The 26,674-nt window shown below is 38.2% G+C and carries 27 protein-coding genes and 2 pseudogenes; 9 read left to right on the top strand and 20 right to left on the bottom strand.

What is annotated here, in order from left to right:
- Positions 1-632 precede the first annotated feature (632 nt).
- The 4 genes from M3221_RS16885 to M3221_RS16870 all read right to left on the bottom strand — a co-directional run bounded on the left by M3221_RS16885 (position 633) and on the right by M3221_RS16870 (position 3,198).
- Positions 633-1,583, bottom strand: coding sequence for a DUF3221 domain-containing protein (locus M3221_RS16885; RefSeq protein ID WP_251272893.1), 951 nt, complete (start codon positions 1,581-1,583; stop codon positions 633-635).
- 167 nt (positions 1,584-1,750) lie between these two features.
- Positions 1,751-2,062: a hypothetical protein gene (locus M3221_RS16880; RefSeq protein ID WP_251272892.1), complete on the bottom strand. Its 312-nt coding sequence runs from the start codon at positions 2,060-2,062 to the stop codon at positions 1,751-1,753.
- Between the two features lie 52 nt (positions 2,063-2,114).
- Positions 2,115-2,630 (bottom strand): hypothetical protein, encoded by a 516-nt coding sequence (locus M3221_RS16875; protein ID WP_251272891.1) that lies wholly within the window; start codon positions 2,628-2,630, stop codon positions 2,115-2,117.
- A 133-nt stretch (positions 2,631-2,763) separates the two neighbouring features.
- Positions 2,764-3,198, bottom strand: a complete 435-nt coding sequence (locus M3221_RS16870) for an SMI1/KNR4 family protein (RefSeq protein ID WP_251272890.1) — start codon at positions 3,196-3,198, stop codon at positions 2,764-2,766.
- A gap of 142 nt (positions 3,199-3,340) precedes the next feature.
- Between M3221_RS16870 and M3221_RS16865 the strand changes: the two genes are divergently transcribed.
- Both M3221_RS16865 and M3221_RS16860 read left to right on the top strand, forming a co-directional pair.
- Complete coding sequence (locus tag M3221_RS16865) at positions 3,341-3,508, top strand: hypothetical protein (RefSeq protein ID WP_251272889.1); 168 nt, start codon at positions 3,341-3,343, stop codon at positions 3,506-3,508.
- Between the two features lie 50 nt (positions 3,509-3,558).
- Complete coding sequence (locus M3221_RS16860) at positions 3,559-3,969, top strand: hypothetical protein (RefSeq protein ID WP_251272888.1); 411 nt, start codon at positions 3,559-3,561, stop codon at positions 3,967-3,969.
- A 746-nt stretch (positions 3,970-4,715) separates the two neighbouring features.
- On the opposite strand, the gene M3221_RS16855 is transcribed toward M3221_RS16860, so the two are convergent.
- Complete coding sequence (locus M3221_RS16855) at positions 4,716-4,976, bottom strand: hypothetical protein (protein WP_251272887.1); 261 nt, start codon at positions 4,974-4,976, stop codon at positions 4,716-4,718.
- 184 nt (positions 4,977-5,160) lie between these two features.
- On the opposite strand from M3221_RS16855, the gene M3221_RS16850 reads away from it, so the two are divergent.
- Positions 5,161-5,784, top strand: coding sequence for a hypothetical protein (locus tag M3221_RS16850; protein WP_251272886.1), 624 nt, complete (start codon positions 5,161-5,163; stop codon positions 5,782-5,784).
- Positions 5,785-6,284: 500 nt separating this feature from the next.
- On the opposite strand, the gene M3221_RS16845 is transcribed toward M3221_RS16850, so the two are convergent.
- The 3 genes from M3221_RS16845 to pdxR form a co-directional block, all read right to left on the bottom strand.
- On the bottom strand, positions 6,285-6,851 hold the full coding sequence (locus M3221_RS16845; protein WP_251272885.1) for a hypothetical protein: 567 nt from the start codon (positions 6,849-6,851) through the stop codon (positions 6,285-6,287).
- Positions 6,852-7,281: 430 nt separating this feature from the next.
- The gene (locus M3221_RS16840; RefSeq protein WP_251272884.1) at positions 7,282-7,593 is read right to left on the bottom strand and encodes a hypothetical protein; all 312 of its coding nucleotides are present in this window, start codon (positions 7,591-7,593) and stop codon (positions 7,282-7,284) included.
- A gap of 349 nt (positions 7,594-7,942) precedes the next feature.
- Positions 7,943-9,334: a MocR-like pyridoxine biosynthesis transcription factor PdxR gene (gene pdxR, locus M3221_RS16835; protein WP_251272883.1), complete on the bottom strand. Its 1,392-nt coding sequence runs from the start codon at positions 9,332-9,334 to the stop codon at positions 7,943-7,945.
- 172 nt (positions 9,335-9,506) lie between these two features.
- Here pdxR and M3221_RS16830 point away from each other — a divergent pair, with 172 nt between their 5' ends.
- Positions 9,507-10,370, top strand: coding sequence for a DMT family transporter (locus M3221_RS16830; RefSeq protein WP_251272882.1), 864 nt, complete (start codon positions 9,507-9,509; stop codon positions 10,368-10,370).
- 450 nt (positions 10,371-10,820) lie between these two features.
- Here M3221_RS16830 and M3221_RS16825 read toward each other — a convergent pair whose 3' ends face one another.
- The 7 genes from M3221_RS16825 to M3221_RS26870 form a co-directional block, all read right to left on the bottom strand.
- Positions 10,821-11,816, bottom strand: coding sequence for a type II asparaginase (locus tag M3221_RS16825; protein WP_251272881.1), 996 nt, complete (start codon positions 11,814-11,816; stop codon positions 10,821-10,823).
- Positions 11,817-11,860: 44 nt separating this feature from the next.
- Positions 11,861-12,964: a threonine synthase gene (locus tag M3221_RS16820; protein WP_251272900.1), complete on the bottom strand. Its 1,104-nt coding sequence runs from the start codon at positions 12,962-12,964 to the stop codon at positions 11,861-11,863.
- A 73-nt stretch (positions 12,965-13,037) separates the two neighbouring features.
- On the bottom strand, positions 13,038-13,412 hold the full coding sequence (locus M3221_RS16815; RefSeq protein WP_251272880.1) for a RidA family protein: 375 nt from the start codon (positions 13,410-13,412) through the stop codon (positions 13,038-13,040).
- Between the two features lie 10 nt (positions 13,413-13,422).
- On the bottom strand, positions 13,423-14,073 hold the full coding sequence (locus M3221_RS16810; RefSeq protein ID WP_251272879.1) for a helix-turn-helix transcriptional regulator: 651 nt from the start codon (positions 14,071-14,073) through the stop codon (positions 13,423-13,425).
- A gap of 325 nt (positions 14,074-14,398) precedes the next feature.
- Entirely contained in the window at positions 14,399-14,749 is a 351-nt protein-coding gene (locus M3221_RS16805; RefSeq protein WP_251272878.1) for a hypothetical protein, read from the bottom strand.
- A complete protein-coding gene (locus M3221_RS16800; protein ID WP_251272877.1) occupies positions 14,712-14,963 on the bottom strand; it encodes a Y-family DNA polymerase in 252 nt (83 codons plus the stop codon). The genes M3221_RS16805 and M3221_RS16800 overlap by 38 nt, the downstream gene beginning before the upstream one ends.
- Positions 14,964-14,998: 35 nt before the next feature.
- Positions 14,999-15,259 carry a Y-family DNA polymerase gene (locus M3221_RS26870; protein ID WP_396120297.1) on the bottom strand — a complete coding sequence of 87 codons (261 nt, stop codon included), beginning with the start codon at positions 15,257-15,259 and terminating at the stop codon, positions 14,999-15,001.
- Between M3221_RS26870 and M3221_RS16795 the strand changes: the two genes are divergently transcribed.
- From M3221_RS16795 to M3221_RS16785, 3 genes are all read left to right on the top strand, one after another.
- On the top strand, positions 15,246-15,683 hold the full coding sequence (locus M3221_RS16795; RefSeq protein ID WP_251272876.1) for a TetR/AcrR family transcriptional regulator: 438 nt from the start codon (positions 15,246-15,248) through the stop codon (positions 15,681-15,683). The genes M3221_RS26870 and M3221_RS16795 overlap by 14 nt on opposite strands.
- Before the next feature lie 272 nt (positions 15,684-15,955).
- Complete coding sequence (locus M3221_RS16790) at positions 15,956-16,624, top strand: hypothetical protein (protein ID WP_251272875.1); 669 nt, start codon at positions 15,956-15,958, stop codon at positions 16,622-16,624.
- Between the two features lie 49 nt (positions 16,625-16,673).
- Positions 16,674-18,179 carry a glycine betaine uptake BCCT transporter gene (locus tag M3221_RS16785; protein WP_251272874.1) on the top strand — a complete coding sequence of 502 codons (1,506 nt, stop codon included), beginning with the start codon at positions 16,674-16,676 and terminating at the stop codon, positions 18,177-18,179.
- Positions 18,180-18,262: 83 nt separating this feature from the next.
- On the opposite strand, the gene M3221_RS16780 is transcribed toward M3221_RS16785, so the two are convergent.
- Both M3221_RS16780 and M3221_RS16775 read right to left on the bottom strand, forming a co-directional pair.
- Positions 18,263-18,424, bottom strand: a complete 162-nt coding sequence (locus M3221_RS16780) for a hypothetical protein (RefSeq protein WP_251272873.1) — start codon at positions 18,422-18,424, stop codon at positions 18,263-18,265.
- Between the two features lie 152 nt (positions 18,425-18,576).
- Positions 18,577-18,888 (bottom strand): hypothetical protein, encoded by a 312-nt coding sequence (locus M3221_RS16775; protein WP_251272872.1) that lies wholly within the window; start codon positions 18,886-18,888, stop codon positions 18,577-18,579.
- 492 nt (positions 18,889-19,380) lie between these two features.
- On the opposite strand from M3221_RS16775, the pseudogene M3221_RS16770 reads away from it, so the two are divergent.
- A pseudogene (locus M3221_RS16770) lies at positions 19,381-19,473 on the top strand (DUF2179 domain-containing protein); the annotation flags it as partial.
- A 422-nt stretch (positions 19,474-19,895) separates the two neighbouring features.
- Here M3221_RS16770 and M3221_RS16765 read toward each other — a convergent pair.
- Positions 19,896-19,991 (bottom strand): annotated as a pseudogene (locus M3221_RS16765) (YjcZ family sporulation protein); the annotation flags it as partial.
- Between the two features lie 917 nt (positions 19,992-20,908).
- Between M3221_RS16765 and M3221_RS16760 the strand changes: the two are divergent.
- The gene (locus M3221_RS16760) at positions 20,909-21,781 is read left to right on the top strand and encodes a DUF1259 domain-containing protein (protein WP_251272898.1); all 873 of its coding nucleotides are present in this window, start codon (positions 20,909-20,911) and stop codon (positions 21,779-21,781) included.
- A gap of 202 nt (positions 21,782-21,983) precedes the next feature.
- On the opposite strand, the gene M3221_RS16755 is transcribed toward M3221_RS16760, so the two are convergent.
- On the bottom strand, positions 21,984-23,885 hold the full coding sequence (locus tag M3221_RS16755) for a putative bifunctional diguanylate cyclase/phosphodiesterase (RefSeq protein ID WP_251272871.1): 1,902 nt from the start codon (positions 23,883-23,885) through the stop codon (positions 21,984-21,986).
- A gap of 259 nt (positions 23,886-24,144) precedes the next feature.
- Positions 24,145-26,184 carry a PAS domain S-box protein gene (locus tag M3221_RS16750; protein WP_251272870.1) on the bottom strand — a complete coding sequence of 680 codons (2,040 nt, stop codon included), beginning with the start codon at positions 26,182-26,184 and terminating at the stop codon, positions 24,145-24,147.
- Positions 26,185-26,674 lie beyond the last annotated feature (490 nt).

Raw genomic sequence — 26,674 nt, 5'->3', positions numbered from 1 at the left:
ATTTGCTTTTTAAACTCAGGCGTGAATGTGCGGCGTTCTCGCTTTGTCATAGTTGGAGCTCCTCATCTGTTTTAGGTCAAGTGTACGTGACCTTAATTTTTCTGTCCAGATAAGTGTAGACGCTCCACCTTTCTCGTCAGAATCGTAACACCCATATCAATAAATGAGAACTCAGTTATGAGAGAGATTTCTTTTTTAAATAACTATCACAAAAGCCGTATATTAATCCTGCCAAAGCAAACAAAATGATTGAGGTGCTTATATTTAAATGATATCCCTTTATAAAATAATCATTTTGGTAATCGTACAATTTGTTAAATGCCCAGATTCCACTGCCCCCCCCTGCAACAGCATAAATAATAATTCTGGTTATGAAGGAGCTTAGAAACCTGTTAAGAAAAATAGTTAAAAGCAAAAATGAGACAGGATAAAGAATAAAGACAAATAATACGGTAGAAATGACAAAAGCCAATCCTAAATTACGCAGCCCATAGTATTCTGTTGTGGTTATTTTATTTCCCTTGAATAACTCCAGAAAAAAAGCTGCAAGCGTGAATAAAAACGTAAAATATAACCACGTCATTAAGTATCGTCTGAAGATATTCAAAATGACACCCTCTTTTTGTTTTCAGTTACTCTTCTTCAATTTTTATCTCTAAGGCAGTGCCACTTAGCGGCGATGTAAGAAATATCCAGTCCATTGTTACCGTCACTTTTTGTCCAATGTGGAGTAATGATTTTGTTTTTTTATCGATTTTAACCAGGCTAATACTATACCCTTCGCTGTCATAATGTTTTCTTAAATATGCTTCTAGCCCTTCATGGTTTTTCCCTACGACTTCTTCTTTTGTAATTTTGTCCATAACCCTTATTGTATCTTCATCTTTCCTAACGATATAACCCTGCACCACAGCATTTCCTTCTTCGAAAAGCTCAATTTCAACTGCTGTTCCCTGCGCAGGATTAGAATACATTAAATCAGAATGATGGGTAACTTGTACTTTTTGTCCCGTTTTTAATGCAGAGGTTTTGTTTTTATCAATTGCTGTTATATCAAATACTGTGCCATTCTTCTTATCATCTGGCTCTGAAGAAATCCAGATAGACGTGGGGTTTTTACTTTGAATATATCCGGTGGTTTTAAATAAATCTTCATTTGATTCAGCTTCTTCTTTTAAAGCAGCTTGCTCTAATTTTTGTACTACCTCTGCTTTTTCAGCCTCTAAGGTAAGAATAGAAGGCAAAGTGGCAGCTTTTTCGGTATTCCACCAAACATTTACCTTCTCCCCTTTTTTTATTTCTTGAAAATAATTTTTATCATTGACGAACCAGACAATATTTTCATGGTTTTCATTTTTAGCTACGCTGTCATAACTTGCTTTTAAGGCATCCTCTTGTGTAATACCTTTTACAACTAAGACTTTTTCTCTTCCATCGTCCTGGGTCCCTTTTTCTACAACATAACCTTGAAATTGTCTTAATGATTCCTTAGCCGAATCGGTTAAGCGGATCACTTTTCCATCTGCACAACCTATCAATATTGAAATAATTGCTAGTATAGTGACAAGAAATTTACTTTTCAAATTACAGGCCTCTTTTCTAATGTTAAACAACATACCAAGTAACCCAAAAGGACTAAGCTTACAATTAATATGTTAACACTCAATGTAAAAAAAGGACCATTTAATTTTTGGTCCCTTGCTTTTTTCCTTATTAAATTAATACCTATTATTAATGTAACAGGCTTATTTTATTTAGTTTTGTCTCGGTATGTATACAATAACATATTAACCCAATCACGAAACAATTCATAGGCTTCTTTATCTGTTTTGACATTACCCAGGAATACTCCCATAAAGTCGTCATAATAGTATTCCTTATCCCCATATAACGCTTTTAATTCCTTATCATCCTTAAAGTCATCAAAAAATACATCCATTGTTTTATCTTGTCTTTCCCAAGCAATTGCTTCAATGAAAGGGGTAAACTGGTCTTTATAATTGTCTATATGTAGGTGCCTGCCAGTATAATTTACATTGTCAAAATATCCAGCTTCGTTCATTCTTGTGCCTCCTATAGTCTGTAGGCTTGTCTTATTGTATACATATGATTTATCAAGTAAGGAGTAATTTTTGAACGTGCTCTTTTGTGGAGAGTTTATCTGAATTGGTAGCTAATAAAAACTCATAGCCATGATTAATTGCTTCAATAAGTGTTTCATTATTACCTAATTCAAATAAAGGTTTTTGTGCTGTTATTTTTTTCTTTTCTAGATTAAATTCATAAGTTGTAAAGGTAATAGGATTGATTGAATCCGTAATAAAAAACTTGCCATTGATTAATTTCCATCCAACTTCATCAAGAATATGATTTAGTTCTTCTATTGAATGAATCGATTCGATTTTAAATTTATGCGCTTTATTATCATAATCTGAGTCGCTCATATCTTTTACAAGGGTGTGAACGACTTTCATTGGAAAATGATTATAATTTCTCAGAAAATCCGTTATATGACTTATAAAAAGATTTCCCTCAATGTCATACATATACTTTGATGTGTTTATACAACTACATTCCTCAAAATCAAGTCGATTATCGACAAATTCATTTCGTTCAGAAATTTGAATCATAACATTTCATTCTCCGTGCTTTTATTTTTTATGCCTCTATATTTTACTTATTATTTAACGCTTGTCTTCCTTAAAGAAAACAGCTATGTTCATTAAGAAAATCAACACCAATTTTTTTAACAGACCCTTTTATTTAAATGGTGATTTCTCCAGTAATCCAGCCTTTGATAAACTCTTCTAATGAAGCAGCAATCCATGTCCGGCTATCGTCCTTATGGCCCCACACATATATATCGCCTTTTTGGATATTTCCGTTTAATATTGCAAAGCCAAATAAATCACCATTCCCTGCACCAGAGAAAAATAATAAATGGTCAAATGGCATGTAAATATCCCTGTAATCCTCAAAATTTCTAAAAAACAAGTTATCTTCTACTATTTGTCCGGTTGACCAAATTAGAGGATAGCCATGCTCATCAAATACTCCATTCGTTTCGTTGTATAGGTTTAATAAATTTGGAGGCAACTCAACATTTAATTTTTCTTTAATCAGGGTTATTTCGGCATTAGTCGCTGGAGCTGTGAAATGGTATTCTTTTGATATTGTCTTTATATAATTTTTCCACATAATTAAATTCCAGTCCTTTATAAAGTTATCCGTAAATAATTCGCTGCTAGTCGTTTTTATCCTTTTTTATCCTTTTTATTTATATTAAACGGTTACTTTAGCGGAAATCTTTATCCAGCTACATAAAAAGGAGTTATCAATTTTGAAAGAGAAAATTACGTTTTTAACTGCTCTAGGTATCATCCTTCTCTGTAAATTTGTCTTTAAAGAATTTACAGATTATCTTGATTTAGCTTTTATTATCGTTTTGCTGCTGATGGCAAATTACTCATACCGCAGGAAGAAACGGAACAAAAACTATTTAAAGTAGCTAATCAACGAGAAATGGCCAGGCTATTAAAAACTGGGAGTGAAACAATAATGAAATTTGAAGAGGCAGAAAGTTATCTAAAAAACAAAATAGGTGAAAGTTCTACGGATATTGTACAGGTATGGGAAGAATTTAAAGCTTTTGGAAAAGAAGAAATAGATGAAGAAGATGAAGCGGCACTACTGTTCCAATGTGGTGTTCATAATTTTACAGGAGAAAAATTGTTTTACTATGACTTTGTTAGGCAGTTCACGAATGAAGAGGGTGAGGTGAAACATCTACATTGTGAATTTGTTCTTGAACCAACAAAAGAGCTAAAGAAGTTAAAGGCTGAAGAGTGGTACTTTGATTCTGAAGGTGACGTAGAAGATTTTTATAAAAAAGTTGAAAACCTCAAGGAATTCAAAATCCCATTAACACATAAAGTCCTGCGTTTTGAGTTATATCAAGAAGCAATATAATTCCTTTATACAATGGAGGGGATTGATATCCTGCTTAAGATAAGATTAAGAAATTATTTGATAGTTTCAATTGTTTATTCGGTGGCAACGCTTTTCTTTTTTGATGCTGATAAGGTTGACTATATTGAAGGATTGAGCATTTTCACCCTTGTCTACTGGATAGTCACTTACCGTGAGATAAAAAAGAGAAGAAGTGATAAAGTATGATTGATAGTACGGTTCTGACCATAATGGCTGTCTTTATTTATGGCATTTCTTGTTTCCTTTGGACTTCTCGAAGCAAAGAAGCAGCTAGAAAAAGAATCAAGAAATAAAAAAGGAATTTAAAGGTGAAGGAAAATACGGCATACTGATAATCTTTCTTTTATTTGTGCCAGTCCTCCTTTTTGTAGCAGTTTTTTGGTTGATAACAGAATAAATCACGTATAAAAGAAAAAACAATATTGTTACTTAACAGAGCCAATTTAAAAAAGGAATTATAAGCTTATGAAAAAGAAAAAAGTCTTACTTCGATGGGTTATTTTTTTATCAGCACTGTACACTTTAGGACATTTGTTATTTGGTTTTGATGAAACTCGATTGATGAGGGTCATTACCAGTTCAATTGAAGGAGCACTCTTTTTAAGTATCCTTCTTTATATGAATTTAAAAGAACAGAAAACAACGGAACAAAAGGATGTCAGAAAAAAGCTATTCATATTCATTAGATGGTTCCTTTATCTAACTGTTGGGATATTCCTTTGCGATTATTTGCTAGGGGTTCCGAAACTCGGCTTCTCTAATATCATCGTTTTTTGTTTAGGTGTATCGCTTATTTTTGCTTTTACTGACTTAGGAGGACCTGATTTAACAAGAAGCAAGAAATAAAAAAGATTTAATGTGATCTGCACCCCAAAAGTGAGGGGCAGATTATTTATTGAAGGGTCTAATGTATCTAATTCTTCATCGACAATTAAATAATTAGGGGCATTATCCCAAAGTGAAAAATCTGCATTAGTATACAGCAACTCTTGCCCCCTATAGTTTAAGTACTTTCCTTCACAAACTTAAAAGATTTTAGACAGAGCATAACTACAATTCAATTTTTTGTTTTTTAAAAAATGTCGAAATTATCATAAATACTTTTCATTCTCAATAAAATACAATTGATGTGTGTGGTTTAGGTTTCCATTATTTTTGGGGGTGTATTTATTGAAGCGATTCAGAGTAATGATGTTGACTGTTGTATTCATCCTGACTATGGCTCTGCCAGCAATGGCACAAGGTAATCAAAGAGATTCCCAAGTATCAAAAAGTTCAATTGAGAGTGCGATGTTTGATGGCATTCAAGGATCAGTAGAAACTTATACAACTCTTACTGCTGATCCAGAGAATAAAGACCAATATATTTTGTATTTAGAAAAGTACAATTTTGAGGCTGGTTTATATTATTATGGTAGTGCTGTTGTTCCAGCATCCGATGTGGTATTCAACACTACAAAAGGAACGGTAAAAGTAAATAAAACGGTCGCTTTAACTAAAGTAGAAGATGTGTATGATAAGAAAAACGATGTTTTTTACACTATAGAGACACCTGCTGGTGATGAATCTGTCGACCTTACTTGGACATTCAATCCTAGAAATTACTCAACTCATAAATACGTGGACAGAAATATAGAGATTGATTTTAATCAATATCTTCAATTATCCACGGCCACCATTATAGATTACAGTACCGTTACAGTTTCTGGAAAAATAGGCAATACAGGAACTGAAGAATTTGATCACTCTGGTGCGAGTGTTTTTACAGGAACTTCTTTTACATTAATTAAATAAAAATAAAATTTTTTAATCTATAAGCCTAAACCGCAACCCGTATATAAAAGGTCGCTTCTTTTTGCCGACCTTTTATTTTTCATTTGAAATGAACCTATTATTTACTGCTTATACCTGGTAGCAAGCATGCTACACTAACTTCAACAAACCTGCTTCGTTAGTTGAAGAAGAAAACCAACATTGCTCTTTAACAGAGCCATTATAAAAGAAAATAAAAAGCATCAAACCCTGATAAATCAAAGTTTGATGCTTTTTCGGGGAATGATACTACATCATGCCGCCTAACAAATAGAGGAAAACTAATTTAAAGTATGGCTTTAAATCAAGGTTTTCTGATTTTGTATTAAATAAAATTAAGCGGAAATAAAAAACTATGAGAAAAAGTATGAGTTTTTAAATAACAATAAGAAGGTTCATTGCTATTGAACTAATCTAAAACAACTGCAGCTCACACAAATTCGAAGTTGTCATACGGTATGAAATCTGCCTTGCACAGCAGGTTAATTAAATGCTGTTTTTAACAGATCAAGTATGTTTTGCTGATCTTTCTCCGATGAAAGCTGTTTCTTAATATCATTAGTCATCGGGATGGGTAATTCTTTTATATACACTGCTATTCCTTTTTGCTCAATCGGCTCAGCTAATTCTTTTGCCGCTTCTATTGTTGAAGCGGCTCCTAACACCAAGAGAAACTGTCCTTCTGAGGGAACGACTGTCGTTGGAACATTTTTAGGTTTGGCTTTTTCTGCAGCCTCTGCCGTTGAGAAAACACCTCCTTGAATGAGGGCGACTGTCACATCTTTTACATCGGTTGGCTTATTTTCCTGCACAGGTCTTTCATTCCCGTTAACGGCCTGTTGTTTTTGTGCCTTCTCTATATCCACAGCATTGATCATTATTACACTAAAAAACGTACCGATACCAATCGCTAAAGTCACAATACCCGTTACAATTGCTGGATGAATAAACGCTGTTTTTTTCTTTGCTGCAGGGATCGGCATTTCTTCTCCCGGTATTTGCCAATGGAGCACATTACTGTTTTTCTCATGCCATTTTGTAGCCCCCATTACATCACCTCAACTTTGTCTTTATATATAGATAAGATTCTTTTAACAAAAAAGAACTGGCTTATTTGATGGTGATCAACGTAAACGCCGTTAATGCTAAAAAGGGAATCATGACAAATCCAAACCAGTAAGTGTACCTTAACGAATAATTACTTTGTAAAATTCACGTTTAAACCGCATTTTACGCAAAGTTTGACTAAATTTGACTAATAAAAAAAGCACAGCTCATATACTGTGCTTTCTACTCTGCTATTTCTAAATCTTCATTGCTCTCTAGCTGTATGGGAGGTTTTTGAGCCGCTTCATCCCCAAACACGACCATCTTTCTGGTCCGTCCCATAATCTTTCTTAGAACCTTATAGTCATGATTAGTGTTAGCGGAAAGGTTGTAGCCATGCAAGAGAAATATGGGAGCCTGCCTTTTTATGTATTATGCTTTTTCGCTACTTGATTCCGCATTTTGACGCAAAGCTTTATTAACAGAGCCACGGTTCTTCCAGACAAACTGAACCATTTCTGTTAGTTCCAGCAGCTGTTCATCTGCATCGCAATAGGTACTGCCTTTGCCATGAATGGTCCACGCCTTTGTATCTTCACTTAACATCAGCGTCCACTGCCCATTTCTCTTCTTGTCTTCAAAAACAAAATAATGCTTGTTTCCCTGTTCATCATAAAAGGTAATATGAGGGAAATCAATAGAAAATTGTTCAATATCTTTTTTTGATTTTAACACTCTAGCCATAATTCAACTCTCCTTCACAGAAAACTTGAGAAATGCAAAAATATCTCGTTTTTTAGACAGCTATTTCCATTATTATATATAATTCGAGAAAGTAATGCACACAGCTCTTTTATTTTACGTTCTTCCTTCTTTGACTTTAACGCTACATCCTTGAACTACCGCCCACTTAGCAAGCTTGAAATGGGGGTGTTCTCGCCGAAGATGGTAAAACGAGCGAGAACCAAAAGATCTGGCTCCCCGATCTTTTGGTGTCCACTCTTAATTTTTTCAGTAGTTTTGTTTGATCGTACAACCGTCTTTTCCAAAAGAAAAGCAGATCATTTGCGTCTTATCAAAACTGAAAGCTGTCTTATATTTTCCAAGCAGTTTTCAGTTTTTTTATACCTTCTCGTATGTTATCTTCAGAAACCCCTGCGAATCCAATTAAGACAGTGGCTGTAGGAGGTTGTTTTTTATAAAAAAGAGATGCAGGATAAATTTTCACTCCCTGCTCTTTTGCTTTCTCAATGAGCTCTTTTTCACTAAGTGGCGAGTAAACGTCAAGCAGGATATGCAGTCCAGAGTTTTCTCCTCGAATCTTTACTTGTTTTCCTAATTCGTTTTGTAAGGCCTCTAACAAAATTGCTCTTTTCTTTTGATACAGCTTTCTCATTCTGTTGATATGTTTTTGCCAGTTGCCCTTTTTTATAAATTCAGCCAGCGCCAGTTGATTATGGGAGGACACCGTTTGCTTATACAAAGAAGTGATTTCACTGCCCTTTTCTAAAAGAGGCGAAGGAAGAATCATATAGCTGATACGCAGCGAAGGGAGCAGTGATTTTGAAAAAGTGCCCATATAAATAACGCGGTCATGGTGATCAAGCCCTTGCAAGGATGGGATGGGCTGTCCGCTGTATCTAAATTCACCATCATAATCATCCTCAATAATAAATGACTGATTTTCCGCTGCCCATTTAAGCAGCTGTATTCTTCTATTAATTGTCATAATGGTTCCTAGTGGAAATTGATGAGAAGGTGTTACATATAAAAGGCTTGGCCGCTCTTTTTGGATATTCTGTATACAGATTCCTTCATCATCGACTGGTATAGGAAGAATCTTCATATGATTGATTTCAAAAATCTTTCTAGACCTCGAAGAACCCGGATCCTCATACCCTATGGAAATGTTCGGGCCGAAGACTTGGCACAAGATATGCATTAGAACAGGGCTCCCAGCCCCTATGATGACCTGTTCAGGCTGACAATGGACGCCTCGCGATTGATACAGATATTCTGCAATGAGTGTTCTCAGCTCAAATTCTCCTAAAATATCTCCCGGACGATAAAGCTGTTGGCCATATTGATCTAAGCTACTGACCATGCTTTTTCGCCAAGCGGAAAAAGGGAAGTGGCCAGAATCCACATTGCCATAATGAAAATCAATCCATTGTTCACTATCTTGTGCTTTTGGCTTATTGGATGATGTGCCTGGCATTTTAACATGGACAAAATCAGAATCATTATAAGCAGCAAACCAGCCGCTTCTTGGCTTGCTCACAATATAGCCTTCAGCAGCAAGCTGATCATAAGCCCGTTCGACAGTCGTTTGGCTAATAGAAAGCTGTGTCGCGAGCAGCCTTTTTGAAGGGAGTTTCATTTCTTTTCGAATACGGCCTTCATGCATATTTTCCTTGAAAAACTGATAGAGCTGCTGATAAAGCGGAATATCTAGATCTCGATTTAAAAAAGGCATGATATCCATTTGTGGGATTTCTCCTAACTGGCCTGGTTTTATTTAAGAAAACTGGCTATTTATGAAAGGCCAATTCCAGTTTATAGTCATTGTATTCCAGGATGAAAGGTTTGATAAGACCGACCCATAAAAAATGGTTTAGTAACTTAATCAAGAGGAAAGGTGATTTGAAGTGATTGTAATGAATAAAGCAACAAATGGTTGGATAAATGGTTTTTTGGGCGTACTTATCTTTAGCGGCTCACTGCCTGCGACACGCTTGGCTGTAGCAGATTTCGATCCGTTATTTCTCACCGTCTGCCGTGCTGCGATTGCTGGCGTATTAGCGGGCGCTCTCCTTCTCATCTTCCGGCAGCAACGTCCTGTCAGAAGCGATATCGTTCCCCTATTGGTGGTGGCGTTTGGCGTGGTGGTTGGGTTCCCGCTGCTGACTGCATTGGCTCTTCAATATGTCACGTCCGCGCATGCCATTATCTTTATTGGGCTTCTTCCGCTCTCGACAGCGATCTTTGGGGTACTCCGGGGTGGTGAACGGCCTCGATCTGCCTTTTGGATCTTTTCAGCGGCAGGCAGCTTCCTGGTCGCAGGATTTGCTCTACTCCAAGACGGGGAATCATCACCGATCGGCGATGCATGTATGCTTGCTTCTATCATTGTATGTGGTCTTGGTTATGCAGAAGGAGCTCGGCTTTCACGCAGGCTGGGGAATTGGCAGGTAATCTCATGGGCGCTCGTTCTATCGCTTCCCCTTATGCTGCCGCTTTCGTTCTATTTTACACCGGACTCGTGGGCAGACATCGGCGATCCTGCTCTCTTCAGCCTTGCTTATGTATCTTTATTTAGTATGCTCATCGGCTTCGTGTTCTGGTATCGAGGTCTTGCGCAGGGCGGTATAGCTGCGGTTGGACAACTGCAGCTTCTTCAACCTTTCTTCGGACTGCTGCTTGCTTCTATAATTCTAAACGAGAAAGTGAGCCCAGCACTCATAGCAGTGAATATGGCCGTTGTGCTATGCGTGGCAGCCGCTCGGCGATTCGCAAGGTAACTTTATAAGAAAAGTTTTTGACGTAAGATTTTAACAGGCATACTTATATATAGGGTTCCTTAATCAACAATTTCGATCAATTGCTACTCAATCTGAAAATAACATTGCTTATTCATATGGGGTACTGACAACATTTCAAAAATTTTGTACGCTAAGAGAATTTCAACCTAAAAAAGTCGAATTCCCGTACGTTAAGGATTCGACTTTTTTAGATTGGCTTGTTGGACTAACGCCCCCGTTAGCTTAAGTACATTTTTTCACATACTTCAAATGAGGTAGTTCCCACAATCATTGTGACTACAAATTTTTCTCCCTTATAACGTAGGATTTCCCCTCTTTTATAAAACTGCAGTTGGTCTCTTGTAAACCAAACTTTTTATAATAATCCACCTTATTTTTTCTGGCATTATACCAAATTTTTTTCATTCTTCTAAGGAACACTCAAAAAAATTAGTATATATGAAAATACTGTTGAATCTCATTTTTATCATTTGTTAAGCTTAATGCTAGCATAAGAAGAATCCGTGCTTTTGGAGGATTTAATGATTCAGATACGATATATCCGTGTTGATTATCCATATCAGTACGGCTAACAATTCCCGTATTGAGTCGAGATGACCGTATGACGATAACCCCCTTGTTTAACGCATCATGAATTCCAGCCTCTGCTTGTTTAGAAATAGTATAGCCTCCAGCCGTAGCTACAACAATTCCTTTTGCACCTGCTTGTACCGCCGCGTCATATAAATACCGATCGTCTCCTTGATGCGCATATATAGTTGAAACCTTAGACAACTCGTTGATTAACCTTACGTCAAAGGCTGTTTCGGTAGTATGGCGATAGGTAATATCTTTATAAAAATAGTAAACCTCTCCTCCAACAATTGAGCCGATGTAACCTTGTTCCAGGGCTTTAAACGAATCTACCATTGTAGTATTCATTTTTGTCATATAACGTGCGGAGCCGATTCGATCATTGAGAACAACAAGCACACCTTTTCCATGCGATTTTTTATCACAAGCAACTTTCACACCATTATAGATATTTAACGGACCTTCTGCACTAATCGCTGTTGCTGGTCTGACTGCTCCAACAATTACGACTGGTTTATGGCTTTTAATCACTAAATGTAAAAAATAGTCAGTTTCTTCCAGTGTATCTGTACCATGTGTGATCACAACACCATCTACTTCTTCATGTAACAAAGTTTCATTTATATATTTACTTAACGCCAATAGCCGTTCTGTTGTCATATCCACACTATCAATATTAAACAACTGTTCAACCTTTATATTCGCAACATTTGCTAAATCCGGAACTTCTTTTAATAATTCATCAATAGACAAAGCGCCAGGTTGATAGCCCGTAGTCATTGTACTTGAAGTACCAGCCCCTGCAATTGTTCCACCAGTTGCAATAATTTTTATCGTTGACTTGTTTCTCATGTTAGCTCTCCTACATCTTTTTTCACCTAGCTGGCCTTCTGGGTTTATTTTGATTTAATACCTGCACCACAAAGAGGTATGATTATTTTTTCTTCTGGTTCCTTTTTATACTTGATGTAGCCAGCATAGTTTACTGCTGATGTCACTTCCACATAAAATCCTTTCTCGCTAAGTTTAGCTCGTGCACTCAGAATCTCATCTTCTTCAATATCAATAAACGTACCCTTGGTATTACGTACAGCTTCTAAAATTTGTTTGGAACGCGCTGGTGCAGCAATAGCTATCCCTTCCGCTAAAGTACCTCTATTCGTAACAGGTTGTGCTGATTCCTCCCCGGTTTGGTAAGCTTTCACAAGAGGCGCACAGTTCTCCGCTTGAATGGCAACGATTTTCGGTATTTTATCAATTAATCCATTTTCAAATAACTCTTTAAAGCCATAGTACGCACCTAGGAGAAGCGTACCGTTTCCAACCGGAATGATTAATGTATCAGGCGCACCATTTAATTGTTCATAAATTTCATAGGCATATGTTTTCGTTCCTTCATAAAAATAAGGATTATACACATGACTTGCGTAAAAAACTTTTTCTTCGTCTACTGCTTTTTGTGCCGCAGCTGCAATGTCCTCTCTTATACCATGAATCTCTTTAATCGTTGCTCCATGGGCTTTTATTTGAGCGATCTTTTTCGGTGAAGTTTCATCACTTAGATAAATATCACAGGCAATATTACAACGTGCTGCATAAGCTGCAATCGCCGTTCCTGCATTACCACTACTATCAGCAATTACTTTTGATACCCCTAATTCTTTTGCCTTTGTCATCAAAACAACGGCTCCTCGATCTTTAAAGGATAATGTAGGCATCATATAATCAACTTTTACATACGTATTTGGCTCCATAGGATCTAGAACGATTAAAGGTGATTGACCTTCACCCATTGTCACGGATTCCCATGTCTTAGAATCTTTTGCGAATGGCATGGTTTCAAAATAACGCCATAATGAGTTGGGATAGTTATTCCAAGCTGCCATATCAACTTTTGGGGTATCTTTTACTATGTTTAATACTCCGCCACATTCACATTTCCATAGAGTTGGTGTAATATCATGCTTTTTGCCACAACTGTTACAAATAAATTGTTCCATCATTTATCAATCCTCACGAATAATTTTTTATATAAATTAGACTTTTTTATATGAAACAGGTAAAAAAATATACCTAAATATAGGCAATGGCATCAATTTCAATTTTGAATCCAAAATGTAATTCATTAGTTGGTACAATGGTACGAGCTGGTTTATGTTCACCGAAAAATTCCTTATAAACAGCATCTACTTCGTCCCATAATTTCACATCCGGAATATATAATGTCATACGCAAAATTTGTTCTTTTTTACTTCCAGCTGCTTCTACAATCATTTCCACGTTCTTAAGTGCCTGTAATGTTTCTTCTTCAATGGTGCCAAATTTCTTTTCACAGGTTTCTGGATTAATGGCAAATTGCCCTGATACATAGACAGTGTTCTGATGAACTGTTGCTAATGCATAGTGTCCATTTGATTTTAAATTTCTTACTTCAAAGATGCTTTTCATTTGATTCTCCTTAACTTGATTTATTTTTGATTTCATCCAAATAACTATAAACTGTTACTTTGGAAATGCCTAACAAAGATGCGACCTTCTCAACAGATCCTTTCATTAAAAAAATGCCTTTTTCGTCCATAAATCTTATTAATTCAATCTTTTCATGGCGTTTCATGACTGGATGAACACTGTTTTGAATGATTTGTTGAATCAATTGATCCACTATTCCTTCAACATTTTCAATATCATCATCTGATTTTGTTTCATTCTCTTGAACTTCAACTTGTGTAGAAAGAAAAGTATTCATAAATTGTTGCATTTGATTCAGTGCTTCAACATCAAAATTTATGCAGAAAGCACCAATCACTTTTTGCTTGGAATCACGTATTAATGAAGTCGAAGAACGAATAGTACGCTTATCTTCTGTTACAAATGTATAACCTGCAAGATAATCTTCTTTAAAATCTTCTGATTGTAATACAGTCTTCACTAGGTGATCAAATGATTGACCGATTTCTCTTCCTGTAACATGGTTATTTACTGTAAACATTACAGATGCTTGAGGGTTCGTCAAATCATGAATAACGACTTCACAGTTTGGTCCAAACATTTTTGCAGTAGATTTTGCTATAGGGATAAAACTCTCTAATACTTTCTTAATTTCTTCCATGTCTAACTACCTCATTTTTTAAATTCCATTTAATTATAGATTTTTTTATATAAAAAAGCAATGTGTAGATTTTTTTATATAATTTTAAAAAGTTTATTAGCGAATCACCTAAAAATGAATGATTAGATAGGTTTTCTTTAACTAAACTGCACCTTTAGTTGAATAGACTCCTGTAAATAAAATACCATAATTTTCTTTTTAATTCATTCCTCATTTGTAAAAATCGCTGGGTATTGGTGTTGTGCTTCCTTGCATGCTTTGAGAAGTTGGTAGCATTAGACCAGGAACTGCAGATTGGGCATGGCAGCTCCCTGTCCACTTCCCATTATTTGACGGTAAATCGTTTTGTATTCCTCTTCATTTTCACTGTATGTTTGATAACAGGCTTTGTATTTATAGCAACTACATCTTCTTCTTTGGTGTGTTCATTTATGTATGCTGCAGGTTCTTTCGCCGCTTTTGGATTAACGGTGATTTCGCATTCTATCAGGAGATAAATGGCTTCACTCATAGAAAGTTCCAAGTCATCGCAATACTCTTTAAAGTCGTTGTAGAGGCTGTCTGGAAGGCGGGCAGTGAGGACCGTTGAAGGTTCTTTTCTTCTATTGTTTCTTGCGAATTGTTCCAAGCGGCTTATGTTATCGTCTCCCTTTTTGCTTTTTAAATACTGGTACATACATGTGACGACAGGTGTATATGATCGCCCAAACCTTCGTTGGGACATCTTCATATGACCAGTAAGAAATCCCATTCGGCGCGTTTTTCCCTTCATTATCAAGTACCAGCTTCGCAAGCAGAGGATTGTCGCCAATCCCTATGGTGACAACCAGGCGCAGCTCCTGCCAAACCGTACGCTGAATGGTACGGGCTATCGTGAATTTATCTGCCAAAGAGCCTTTTTGAGGCTGTTATATCAAGAAACGCTTCATCTATGGAATAGCAGTGCAGATCTTCTTCTGCTACAAAGCGCCGAAAAATATCCAGGATCATTATTTACTTTTAGATAAAGAGCCATAGAGGGTTCAACAATGATTAAACTTGGATCTTTCGGTATTTCATAATTCCGTGATCCTGTCTTAATGCCGAATTCTTTTTTTACTCGTGGTGAGGCAGCCAATACAACAGAACCAGACCGTTCTTTGTGGGCAATCACGATCACATAGGTTCCTTGGTTGACTGTTACCATTAATGATATTACGGAGCGAGCGGATGTGAATCGGGGGACTTTTTATCTGCATTATACGGATAAATATGCTCTGCTGGCTCAATGCATTGATGACCATTTAAGCGGAATGTTTAACTCTTCTGGTTTTTCTAAGTTCGTGGAGCAGGGTGTGGAGGAAAATTTCTCTTTGTTCTTTTCTTTGTTATCAAATCGAAGAACTCCTACATTCCGTGAACGGATGCTATTAGTTATTACGTCTGTTATACAGGATATGGTTGATATGGGCGGGGTCAACCAGAACATGGATAAGGCATTAATTGTCGATTTTATGGCGCTGGCTTTTGTTGGTACTGTGGAGAATTGGATAATTAACGAGATGCCGCAGTCTCCGCAGCTGATGGCAGATCAGATGTGGATATTATTGCAGCGGAATGGGATTAAATAAACGGCACGCTGTTCTCTGGTTACCTTCTATGTTAAGTTGTTGATAATAATCAGCGTTAGAAGGTTTATTTCGCTGCTTTTTCGGGTTATGTAAGTGTATTGTAATGAGCGTAAAATACTACAGCTCTCTCGGTTTTTCATAATGTATATACCTATTGCATTTATACCTCATAATTTTCTTGTATAAAGAGACCCTAATGATGATGGAGACTGTCCAATCCTCATGTTTTTATAATCCTGACTTAAGAAATAAGCTTGAAGGGAGAATTTTCCGTGAAACTTTATCAAATAAGAAAAGGACAGCTTGTATATCATAACAATGAGCTACACCGGATATACGGGGTTAAACAGATGTATAAGCAATCCGTTCATGCGATCAGACTGAGGGATTTAACACAGGTGTTAACGACGGCAGCGAGTGTAGAAAAATACAAACCAAAGGAACATGACAGCTTTGTATTCAATCGTCATGTTTATACGCTTAGCAAAAGGACTGCTGAGGAAGGCGATCATGTTTTAATACATAATCCGAAGCCCGATTCCTTGGACACATACTCGTTGAATGAAATTGATGTAGTGGAATCGTCAGATAAAAATGGGGTCACTACGAATAATTCCCACGGGCTCAAGCATTACGAATACCTTGTAATGGAACCTGGCCGTGCTGATGGCAGTAACCCTATAGATTACCAGAACATGGAAGGTGTGGATGCGGAGAACTTAGATGACAGCGCGCTCGGTCCTGTCATTACCACCAGCATTGAGCAGCTGCCAAGAGTAGGAAGCATTTATCGAAAGAAAGGCGACGATGAGTTATTGGAAGCGATGGTTATCGCAATCAAGGGCCAAACGATATATCTTGGAGGCGGTTTAGAAGTTCCGCTGGATGAGTTATCGGACGCAGATAAATGGGAAGTTGTTTATCATCTTCTCGATGTATGATTAATCTCACACGCTGAGATTAAGGCCTGTTAACTATTAGGAGGTTTCTATGGGCAGTAAAAAACAGACTGGTAATACTGTTTTTATTATTTCTTTATTAATCACGCTAATCTTTATTATTTGGGGCGTCTTTTTTAAAGACAGTCTCGCTGATGTAACTAATATCATCTATACTGGGGCAATTGACTACTTTGGATGGGTTTATCTTGGTGCGACTCTATTCTTTGTAATCTTCTCCATCTATATACTCTTCTCTAAATACGGCAGTATCCGTCTTGGTAAAAAAACAGACAAGCCGGATTTTAACACCGGATCTTGGCTTGCTATGCTGTTTGGAGCTGGAATGGGAGTTGGGATTGTTTACTGGAGTGTTGCCGAACCAGTAACCCATTATACAAATCCTCCCACTGGGGAAGGGTTTACAGCTGAAGCAGCCAATACCGCAATGAAATATACATTCTTCCACTGGGGTTTAGATCCATGGGCGATCTACACTGTAATTGGGTTGGCACTTGCCTTTTTCCAATACAACAAAAAGCTTCCAGCAGCGATTAGTTCCGCATTCTATCCTGTATTGGGTGACAGAATTTATGGACCGATCGGAAAAACAATTGATATCCTGTCCATTTTCGCAACGGTCTTCGGTATCGCAACCTCTTTAGGCCTTGGTGCCATGCAGATAACGGCCGGAATGCATCACATATTCGGAGTTCCGAATGAATTATTCGTGCAGCTGATTGTTATTGCTGTTGCAACGGTCATTTTTATCATTTCAATCAATACGGGGTTAGATAAAGGGATCCAATACTTATCTAATGGCGCTATGATCCTATCCTTTTTGATTATGCTGCTGGTTTTGATTGTCGGTCCTACCTTGACTATTGTTAAAGTCTTCTTTAATACAACTGGCCTTTATCTTAGTGATTTTCTGCATCTAAGCTTAAGACTAACACCATTTAGTGAAGGAGACGGCTGGATTGCCTCCTGGACATTATTCTACTGGGCATGGTGGATCGCCTGGGCACCATTCGTCGGTATGTTTATCGCACGCGTTTCAAGAGGACGCACCGTCAGGGAGTTTGTTATTGGCGTGTTGATTGTTCCAACCCTTGGAACATGCTTGTGGATGTCTATTTTTGGCGGCTCTGCGCTGGATCTTGTACAAGGAAACAATGACCTGGCAACATCCATCGCAAATAACGTAGATTTGTCTATCTTTACATTCTTTGACCAGCTTCCATTAGGTTCTCTGTTAAGCGTCATCGGTTTTACCGTTGTAGCCATTTACTATATAACAGTTGCCGATACTGCAACCTTTGTGTTGGGAATGCTGAGTGAAGGCGGCACATTGAACCCTTCCAACAGAATCAAAGTAACATGGGGCATTATTCAATCGGCTGTAGCAGCTGTATTGCTTTTCGCTGGCGGACTAAACGTCCTGCAATCTGCATCTCTCGCAGCCGCTCTCCCATTTGCTATTATCTTGATTCTCATGTCCTTCTCTCTGCTCAAAGGTTTAAAGAGCGAGTATGATACACAGAATAGCCGTAAGTGAAACAATGTACATTTTTAAAAGGTAAATGAAAAAATCTTCCTGACTTTTCGTGTAGGTCAGGAAGATTTTTTATTTCATATGAATTAGCGGTAATTTTGCGTTCTACCAGGAGATAAATAGCTTCGCTTATGAAGATTACCTTGCCCTTTAAAGTCTTCATATAGGCTGTCTGACAAGCGGGCAGTTAAAACGGTTGAAGGCTTCTTTCTTCTTTTGTTTCTTACGAATTGTTCCAAATAGCCCATGTTATCTCTCTCCATTCTTCTTTGTGTGCCTATTTATATACATACGAAAACAAACGAAGCTTGATGTATACAAACACAGTAAGGACGAATACAACAGAAGAAAAAAGCTAACACAAAGTTAAAAGGAATAATGAGGCATGCACCTCTATGTATTATGCTGTTTCACTATCGGATTCCGCTTTCTGACGCAAAGCTTTATTAACAGAGCCACGGTTCTTCCAGATAAACCGAACCATTTCTGCCGGTTCCAGCAGCTGTTCATCTGGATCGCAATAGGTTTCACCCTTTCCATGAATGGTCCATGCCTTCGTGTGTTGATTGAACATCAGCGTCCACTGTCCATTTCTCTGCTTGTCTTCAAAAACCAAGTAATGCTTGTTTCCTTGTTCATCGTAAAAAGCAATTTGAGGAAAACCCATTGAAAGTTGTTCAATATCTTTTTTCGATTTTAACACTCTAGCCATAATTCAACTCTCCTTCAAGGGAAATTTGAGAAATGCAAAAATATCTTGTTTTTAGACAGCTATTTTCAATATTATATATAATTCGAGAAAGTAATGCACACTGTCCTTGTAGTTTACGTTCTTAATTCTTTGACATGTCCGAAGGCATGCCCGGTTCGACCTCACTATCAGCCCACACCCGAAGGAGTGGGCTTTGCCGCTCGTAAGGTCTGTAAAATGATCAGCTTTCAACAAGCAGATATTTAGAAAAGTGTTCAGAACTTTTTTATACTAATAAGGAAGAAAGACCTCACTCCCTTATCTTTTTTTGCTACTCTTCTTTGCTTTCAAACAGCTAATCTCTCCTTCAAATAGAATATGCTGAACCTTTGATATGCGGATAGTTTATCGTCATGATTGCTAACAATCGTTACTTAACTGTTCATTTTCTATAATTATCACTTGCTTTGCTAAATTTCTTCTACGATTCATCAACTTCTTATTCTTTAAGGAATTGTGGAAGAGTTAGATCCAAACGCTTTTTTAGCAGTAGGAGATGTTACAGAGGTTCGTGGAGGACGCTTCAAAAAGAGAGATATTCATTAATAACGAGCCTTCTTAATAGATTATATGTTATTGATTGAATTTTAATTAAGAAAGCAGCGGCCGATCGGCCGTTGTTTTTCTTTTATCTTTAAGCAAACAGAAAATCATAAGATAATCCCATTGTCTTATGATAGTAAACCTCTCCACCTAATCAAAGGTTTTGATGTAGAAGTTCACTACAGGCTAATACCGCGACGGGCGCTACGCATAAAAAAGGCCGCGGAAGATCCGCAGCAAAGAGCAGATAGTATGTAGAATGAGTTGAAAGTGGCTGGCCTGCCAAGATTATTGTTATCCCTACTTTGGCGAGAAGTTAAAACAAATACATAAAAAAGTTACGGAAGCTGTCGCATGACAAGAGCGCCATTTTTAAGCGATTGAGAACTCCGGGAGATTGCTAAAATGGCGCCGGGTCATTTAAATCAGCACTCGCTGCCGTAGCCGCCTTTGAATGAAGCGCCAATGATGATTAAAAGAATGAACAACACTACAATCAGCGCAAATCCACCGCTGTAGCCGCCTCCGTAACCACCTCCGTAACCACCGCCATAACCGCCGAAAAATCCCATACTCTTTCACCTCTTTTACAAAAGGATAGCGAAACAATTATATAAATCAATATCTCAGAATTAATCTATAAAAATTGAATCTATGTTACAGGGGATGAGCAGAGAAACGTATTGGATTAAGCCTTTGCCTACACTGATAATCTTTTTTATAAAGAGAATAATAAGTTGTTTCGTCTCGTCAGCATCGAGAGAGTCCTGCTCCGAAACGTAAAAAGCCTTATTTGCGTAAATTGACGCAAATAAGGCTTAGTTCCGTATGCAGGATCTTATACATTCATTGGCCATCCGAGGGCACATTCGGCTGCACGCAGCTCAGCACGTTAGCCCATGCGAATACACGTAGAGTAATGTATTCATACCAACCGTTGAAGGTGCGTCCTGCCTGTTTTTTCGTTGGTCCCTCAATGTACTATAACATTATTTATGTTGTATAAGATTCCGCTTTTTTATCATCTTCGGCGAGAACACCCCCACTTCAAGCTTGCTAAGTGGGGGATGAATCGTTGCTCTTTCAGTCATTCTTTTTCCTTGAACGCTCTATTGCTAAAATGGTATAATTAGGTATAGAACAAACGTTCAGGGGGATGATAAAAACCAAAAAAGATGAAAAAAAGAACCTTCATTTTAAAGCCGGGACTGACCCCATAGAGTGAGACAAATAAAAAACACCTTTAAGTTGAAAAACGGGAATGTAATTACCTAAACAAATCAACTTGGAGGTGTTTTTATTTGAGCACGAGAGTGAGTTATCCAGCAGAAGTAAAAATGAAAGCAGTGGAAATACGATATATCCAGAACCCTCATGTACCTTGTTGAATAAAATGAACAGAAAATTGTACTTGGGAGATGGTTTGCAATTGGATAACATGGACAATATTCGCCCTGATGACCTTTGTGGGAAATTTGCGGAAATTCTAGGGGCAGCTCCCTCTGTCATTAACGGCGTTTGTACTGCAACAAGATCCCGGACAAATATTCACCCGGTTGTACTAGGCCGAAGAGCTAATTCTTTTATGTTTGTGCCTCAGGCATATTCTTTTGAAAACCTTGATGAAAACGGAAAGGCATTGTGTCTTGGTGAAACTGTCCTCCTACAGGAGGAAGCAAACCGATTTATGGCGAGGCTGCGTGAAGAGGGAATCATTGTAACCGCCCTTCACAATCACTGGTTGTTTGAAAATCCGCGATTGATGTATATGCATTTTGAATCTCTTGATGAACCTTTATCTTTTGCCAGAAAAGTAAGAAGAGCTCTCAACGTTTTAACTACTCGCAATATTGGAGGTTCCCGAGGAAAACAAAGAACATCGAATAGACGGGGAGAAGAACTTTGTGAGGAGTTCAATCGAATCTTAGATGGCAGCATGCATACATTTGAAAACGGGGCTTGTATTGTAATGAAATCTCGTACAAATATTATGCCTCAGGTTCTAGGAAGGCAAGGAACGTCATTTTTATTGATTCCACAAATGTTCGCCTTTGAATCGTTATCTTCAGATGGGAGGGCCCTTTGCAGTGGGGAAACGGTGATCCTGCAAGAAGAGCTTAACCCATTCATTAGTGAGCTTCTCGAACATGACATTATTGTGACAGGCTTTCATAATCATTGGTTGTTTGAGGATCCAAGGCTGATGTATATCCATTTTGAAAAAATTGAAAAACCAATCCGATTTGCGAAAGATGTAAAAGATGCTTTAGAAGTGTTGACTACAAAGAAGGTATCCTCCGATACTATATAATGAGGATATTTCTTGATCGTTTAAAGGCGTCCGTATATGTAACCTGGGAACAGGGAAAGCCGCAGACATTGAATGTATTGAAAAGAAACGCAATAATCCCAATGAAATTAAATGCTTAATAAATAAAAGGAGCAAGAGCAGTATGAAACTGTTCTTGCTCTTCTCTTTTAAACTTTTTAGATCCCAACAGTGAAATTGACATTCACATGAGAAGCTTCTTTGATTTGTAAAATTGCTCAAACGATTGGACAGACATCGGTTTGGCAAAAACGTATCCTTGTCCCAGCGTACAACCATTCTTCAAAAGAAAATCCGCTTGCCTCTGGGTTTCAATTCCTTCCGCTACAAGGCCAAATCCCAAACTTTCCCCCATATCAATAATCGTTTTGACAAGCGTTGAATAACCTGAGTGATCAGTGATTTCATCGATAAAGGATTTATCTATTTTAATGAAATCGATCGGCAGGGTTTTCAGCATGCTTAATGACGAATAACCCGTGCCAAAATCATCAACATAAGTGTGGATACCCATTTGCCGCAGTTCAAACAAAATAGGTGAAATAGTTTGTGTATTTTGAAGCATACTCTCTGTCAGTTCCACACCCAGTAAATGCGGCGAAAGTCTATGCTGTTCGAGTGTAAAGCGAAGGTGATTGAGAAAATCGGGATCCTCAAATTGAAGATTTGATACATTAATGGCAACCTTAATGGGTTTCCCTTCCTCTTCCCATTTTCCAGCCTGGTTGACAGCCTCCTGGACCACCCATTTTCCAATAGCAAGCATTTGGCCAGACTCCTCTGCAATAGGGATAAACTCTGCAGGAGACACGAAGCCAAGAGCAGGATGCTCCCATCGAAGTAAAGCCTCTACCCCCTCTACTTCTTTTGTTGATAAATCAATTTTAGGCTGATAATAAAGTTCAAACTCATCTGCATCAATCGCCCTTTTTAACGCCAATTCAATATAGAGTTTTCTTTTCACAAGCGCCTCGTCTTCCAGCTCATAAAACCGCACTCTATTTTTTCCCCGCTGCTTTGCCTGATGAAGGGCTACACTAGCTTTGGACATTAAGCTATTTAAAGTTGTACCGTGCTCTGGAAAAAGCACCATACCCGCACTTACCGTTACATCCACCTCTTGATTCTCCAGTTCAAATGGGAGCGCCAGCTGTGCCATCATATTGTGTACAAAAGTTTTTACGTTCGCTTTTTCGGTGTACGGCAGTGCTATAATAAATTCATCTCCGCCGTACCGGGCAATGTAATCAGATGGCTGGAGGATATCCTGAAGCCGCTTTGCGATAATTTGAAGAACAAGATCACCTGCTTTAAAGCCAAGCATATTATTAATCACTTTCAGCCGGTCAATGTTCACATAAAGAATAGCCATATTGTCTTTATCGGTTTGTGCTTTCAGCCATTCTTCCATTCGTTTATTAAAGGATAGCCGATTGGGCAGTCCTGTTAAAGAATCGGTAAAGGATACTTGGTGCAGCTGCTTTTCCATTTCAATGGCTTTCGTCAAATCATTTGCCACTCCTAGAAGCCGAACCACTTTCCCGTTCTCATTTTTTATGGGATGCCCCATCACCTTGATCCAAATGATGCTACCGTCCTTGTGATAAATGCGCCACTTGGCTTCCGAATGGGCACCACTCAAAAGGCGCTGGTAATGCTTATTTACAATTTCTATATCCTCCGGATAGGTCTTTTTTATCCAAAATTCGTAGTCCCTTTCAAACTCTTCCGCATCATATCCCAGCATTCTTTCAATACCCGTGGATACTTTCATCATCTGATTTTCTACATCTATTGACCAGATCCATGAGCTGTGATTGTAGAAAAGTGCATTTAAGTCTTCTTGCTGCTGTTTTAACTGGTCAAGATTTTCCTGAATTTCTGCTTGCCTTGCTTTATTTTCTACAAGAAGCTGTTTGTTTTTGCTGATCACAGCACCGATATAGCCGCCAATCAAAACCGCCGCGGTCGTTGCGGATATGATTGAATAGGGATGATGCAAATTAGTTAGTATATTATACAGGGCTGTAACCGCTCCCAGAATCAGACTGTATTTAAGGATCTCTGCATTTCGAACGAGCTGCATACACTTCCACCTCACTTTAGAAAATACCTTTTATTGCTATCTTTCCTTGTTACTATACTACCAAAATTAATTTGTAAAAGCTTATCGAATTTTTCCTTTGAAATGTTTTCATCAGTGCAAAAAATTCAAAATAATTACAGTGCGAGATGCAAAAAAAGTTAAGCCTTAAACTGATCTTCTAATTTGATCCCCGATGCTGCTATGAATTCTGTTTTGGTTATACCAGCCTTCTATAAACTAGAATATAGCCAGCCTTGGATTAATCAGCTAATATAAAGCCGTTTCTCCCTCCCTGTTTAGCCCTGTACATCGCTTCATCCGCCTGCTGGATCAGCTCTTCTACCGTTTGACCGTGCTGAGGATAAAAGGCAATTCCGATACTGGATGTTGTTGTGAATAGGTGACCTTTAACCTGATATGGCTGCCCAATCGCCTGGAGGAGCCTGCCGGCAACCTCTTCGGCAACAGTCCTATCCGTGTTAGGAAGAAGAATAGTAAACTCATCGCCTCCCATTCGCGCCAAAACATCCATTTTACGCAAGCTGCCTTTCAGCCGGTCTGTAAATTGCATGAGCAGTTCATCGCCTACATCGTGGCCAAGTGTATCGTTGATCAATTTAAATTTATCTAAGTCCAAATACATGACGCTCGCCTTCTGCCTGCTCCGTGCAGCTTCCTTTATAGCTTGATTAGCTAGTTTCTCGAATAAACGGCGGTTTGGCACGTCTGTCAGCGGGTCATAAAAAGCCATGTGCTCAAGTTTTTCTTCGTAATACTTTCGTTCATTAATGTTACGGGAAATGCCGACAAAGCCTTCTAACAGGCTTTGTTCATTCCATATCGGCATACAGACCGTTTCAAAATACAGCCACTCTCCTAAGCGGCCTTTTTTTCTGAATTCGACTGTATAAGGGCTCTGGTGCTTCACGGCTTTTGCAAACCGAGATACAATTTCCGGCTGATCCTCTCCATGGATAAGGGAAATAGCGGGCTGCCCCACATACTCTTCCGGCTTCACGCCTAAAACAGGCTGGTAAGAAGGCGATGCATATGTGATGATGCCTTCAAGATTAAACACGGCAATCAGATCATTCATATTTTCTGCAATTAAGCGGTACTGCTTTTCGCTTTCATGCAACGCTTTTTTTGCGTTTACTTCTTCCGTGACATCTTTGCCAATTCCATAAACCCCTATGATTTTTCCTTCTACATAAATCGGGACGTTTGTGAAGCTTAAATGAACAACTTCTTTATTCAAACGATACAGGGATACATTATATTCTGCGCTTTTGCCCTGCTTGGCTTCTTCGTAGCGTTGAAGAACGTCTTCAAAAGGGGTAACAAACTCTTCTTCAAAATCTCTTAAGTTCGGTTTTTTTGCAATCTCTAGCCTTCTTCCAATTGTTTTTTCAAAAGCAGGATTTACGCTTGTAAAATTTCCTTCTAAATCAAGGGACCAGACCGCATCTTGATTATGGTCAACTAACGAACGATACCGCTCCTCACTTTCACGCAGTTCTTTTTCAACACGTTTTTGCTCCGTAATGTCCTTCACAAATGCATAGAGTCCCTGTATTTCACCCTTAATGATAACGGGCACCTCTTTTACCTGCAGATCGATCTGGCAGCCGTCTTGTCGAAAAAAATAAGATTCATATTCCTGTGAGCGGCCTTGTAAAACAAGGCGCCGCAGGCTGTAGATTTTCTCCAGTTCTTTTGGTCCAAACATCTGAATCATCATCTCTCTTAGTTCGCGCATTTCCAGATCCGATGAGATCCCCAGCATATTTCGAAATACCTGGTTAACGCGAATTAATTCCCTCTCTTTGTTTATAAACAACACGCCATCAGTATTGTTTTCGATTAATGACTGCCAATGATGCTCTGCTTCTTGCAGCCGGTCATTTTTCCTTATCAGTTCTTCCTGCTGACGAACAAACTTGGTGATATCCCGGACGACGGCGACAATATGGGCAAGCTCTCCTCTTTCATTGAACAAAGGATCCAGCCGGGTTTCCGAATACACTGTCTCGCCGTCTGGTCCAGGAAACTGATCTCGGTACGTTACTGATTCTCTTTTTTCGATAATTCTTTTATATTGTTCCGAAATCAAAGCTTCCCTTTCTGGTTGATTATGAAAGACCTCTTCTATCGTTTTACCTGCTATTTGTTTAAGTGATAATCCTAATTGGTTACAACCCGTTTGGTTAGCAAAGACATAGCGAAAAACGGCTCTTTCTTCTATCTCCACAATGAACAACATATCAGACAGCTGATCTAACACCTTTTGAAAAAACAATTGAATGACTTCCTCCCCTCTGCCTGCAAATTGCTATAGAATAATAAATATCAATCCAAAAAATACCATCGGATACACTTATTATCGTACTGTTCCGTTTTATTTTTTACCCTATTTTAGATTTTTCTAATTGCTGTTTCATCTAATAATCTAAAAACCATCTTTCTTCCTTTGTGAACCCCTCCACCTAAATCAAAGATTTTGATGGAGCATCCCTTATTTTGAATACGGTACAACATCAGCTGACTGAGCTTCCTTCGGAAACCCCAAATGCATTTTTGAAAAGCCCGGATAAAATAACGGGCTCCGATATTATAAGAAAAGGATAAATCCACATGATAGACTTTGCTGGTTGAAAACGTGGCAAGATCTTTTTTCTGGTTCCGTTCCACTTTTCCGGAGCCGTCGAATGCCAAGGCGCTGGTGTTTCGCGGAGGTGGGAAGGAGGAAGGTTAAGGGCTGTCGTGTTTTTGATTTTCGATCTGTACAG

Source organism: Domibacillus indicus, assembly GCF_023715895.1.
Taxonomy (GTDB): Bacteria; Bacillota; Bacilli; order Bacillales; family Domibacillaceae; genus Domibacillus; species Domibacillus indicus_A.
The sequence above is the reverse complement of the archived record's forward strand: the minus strand, read 5'-3'. Positions and strand labels throughout refer to the sequence as shown.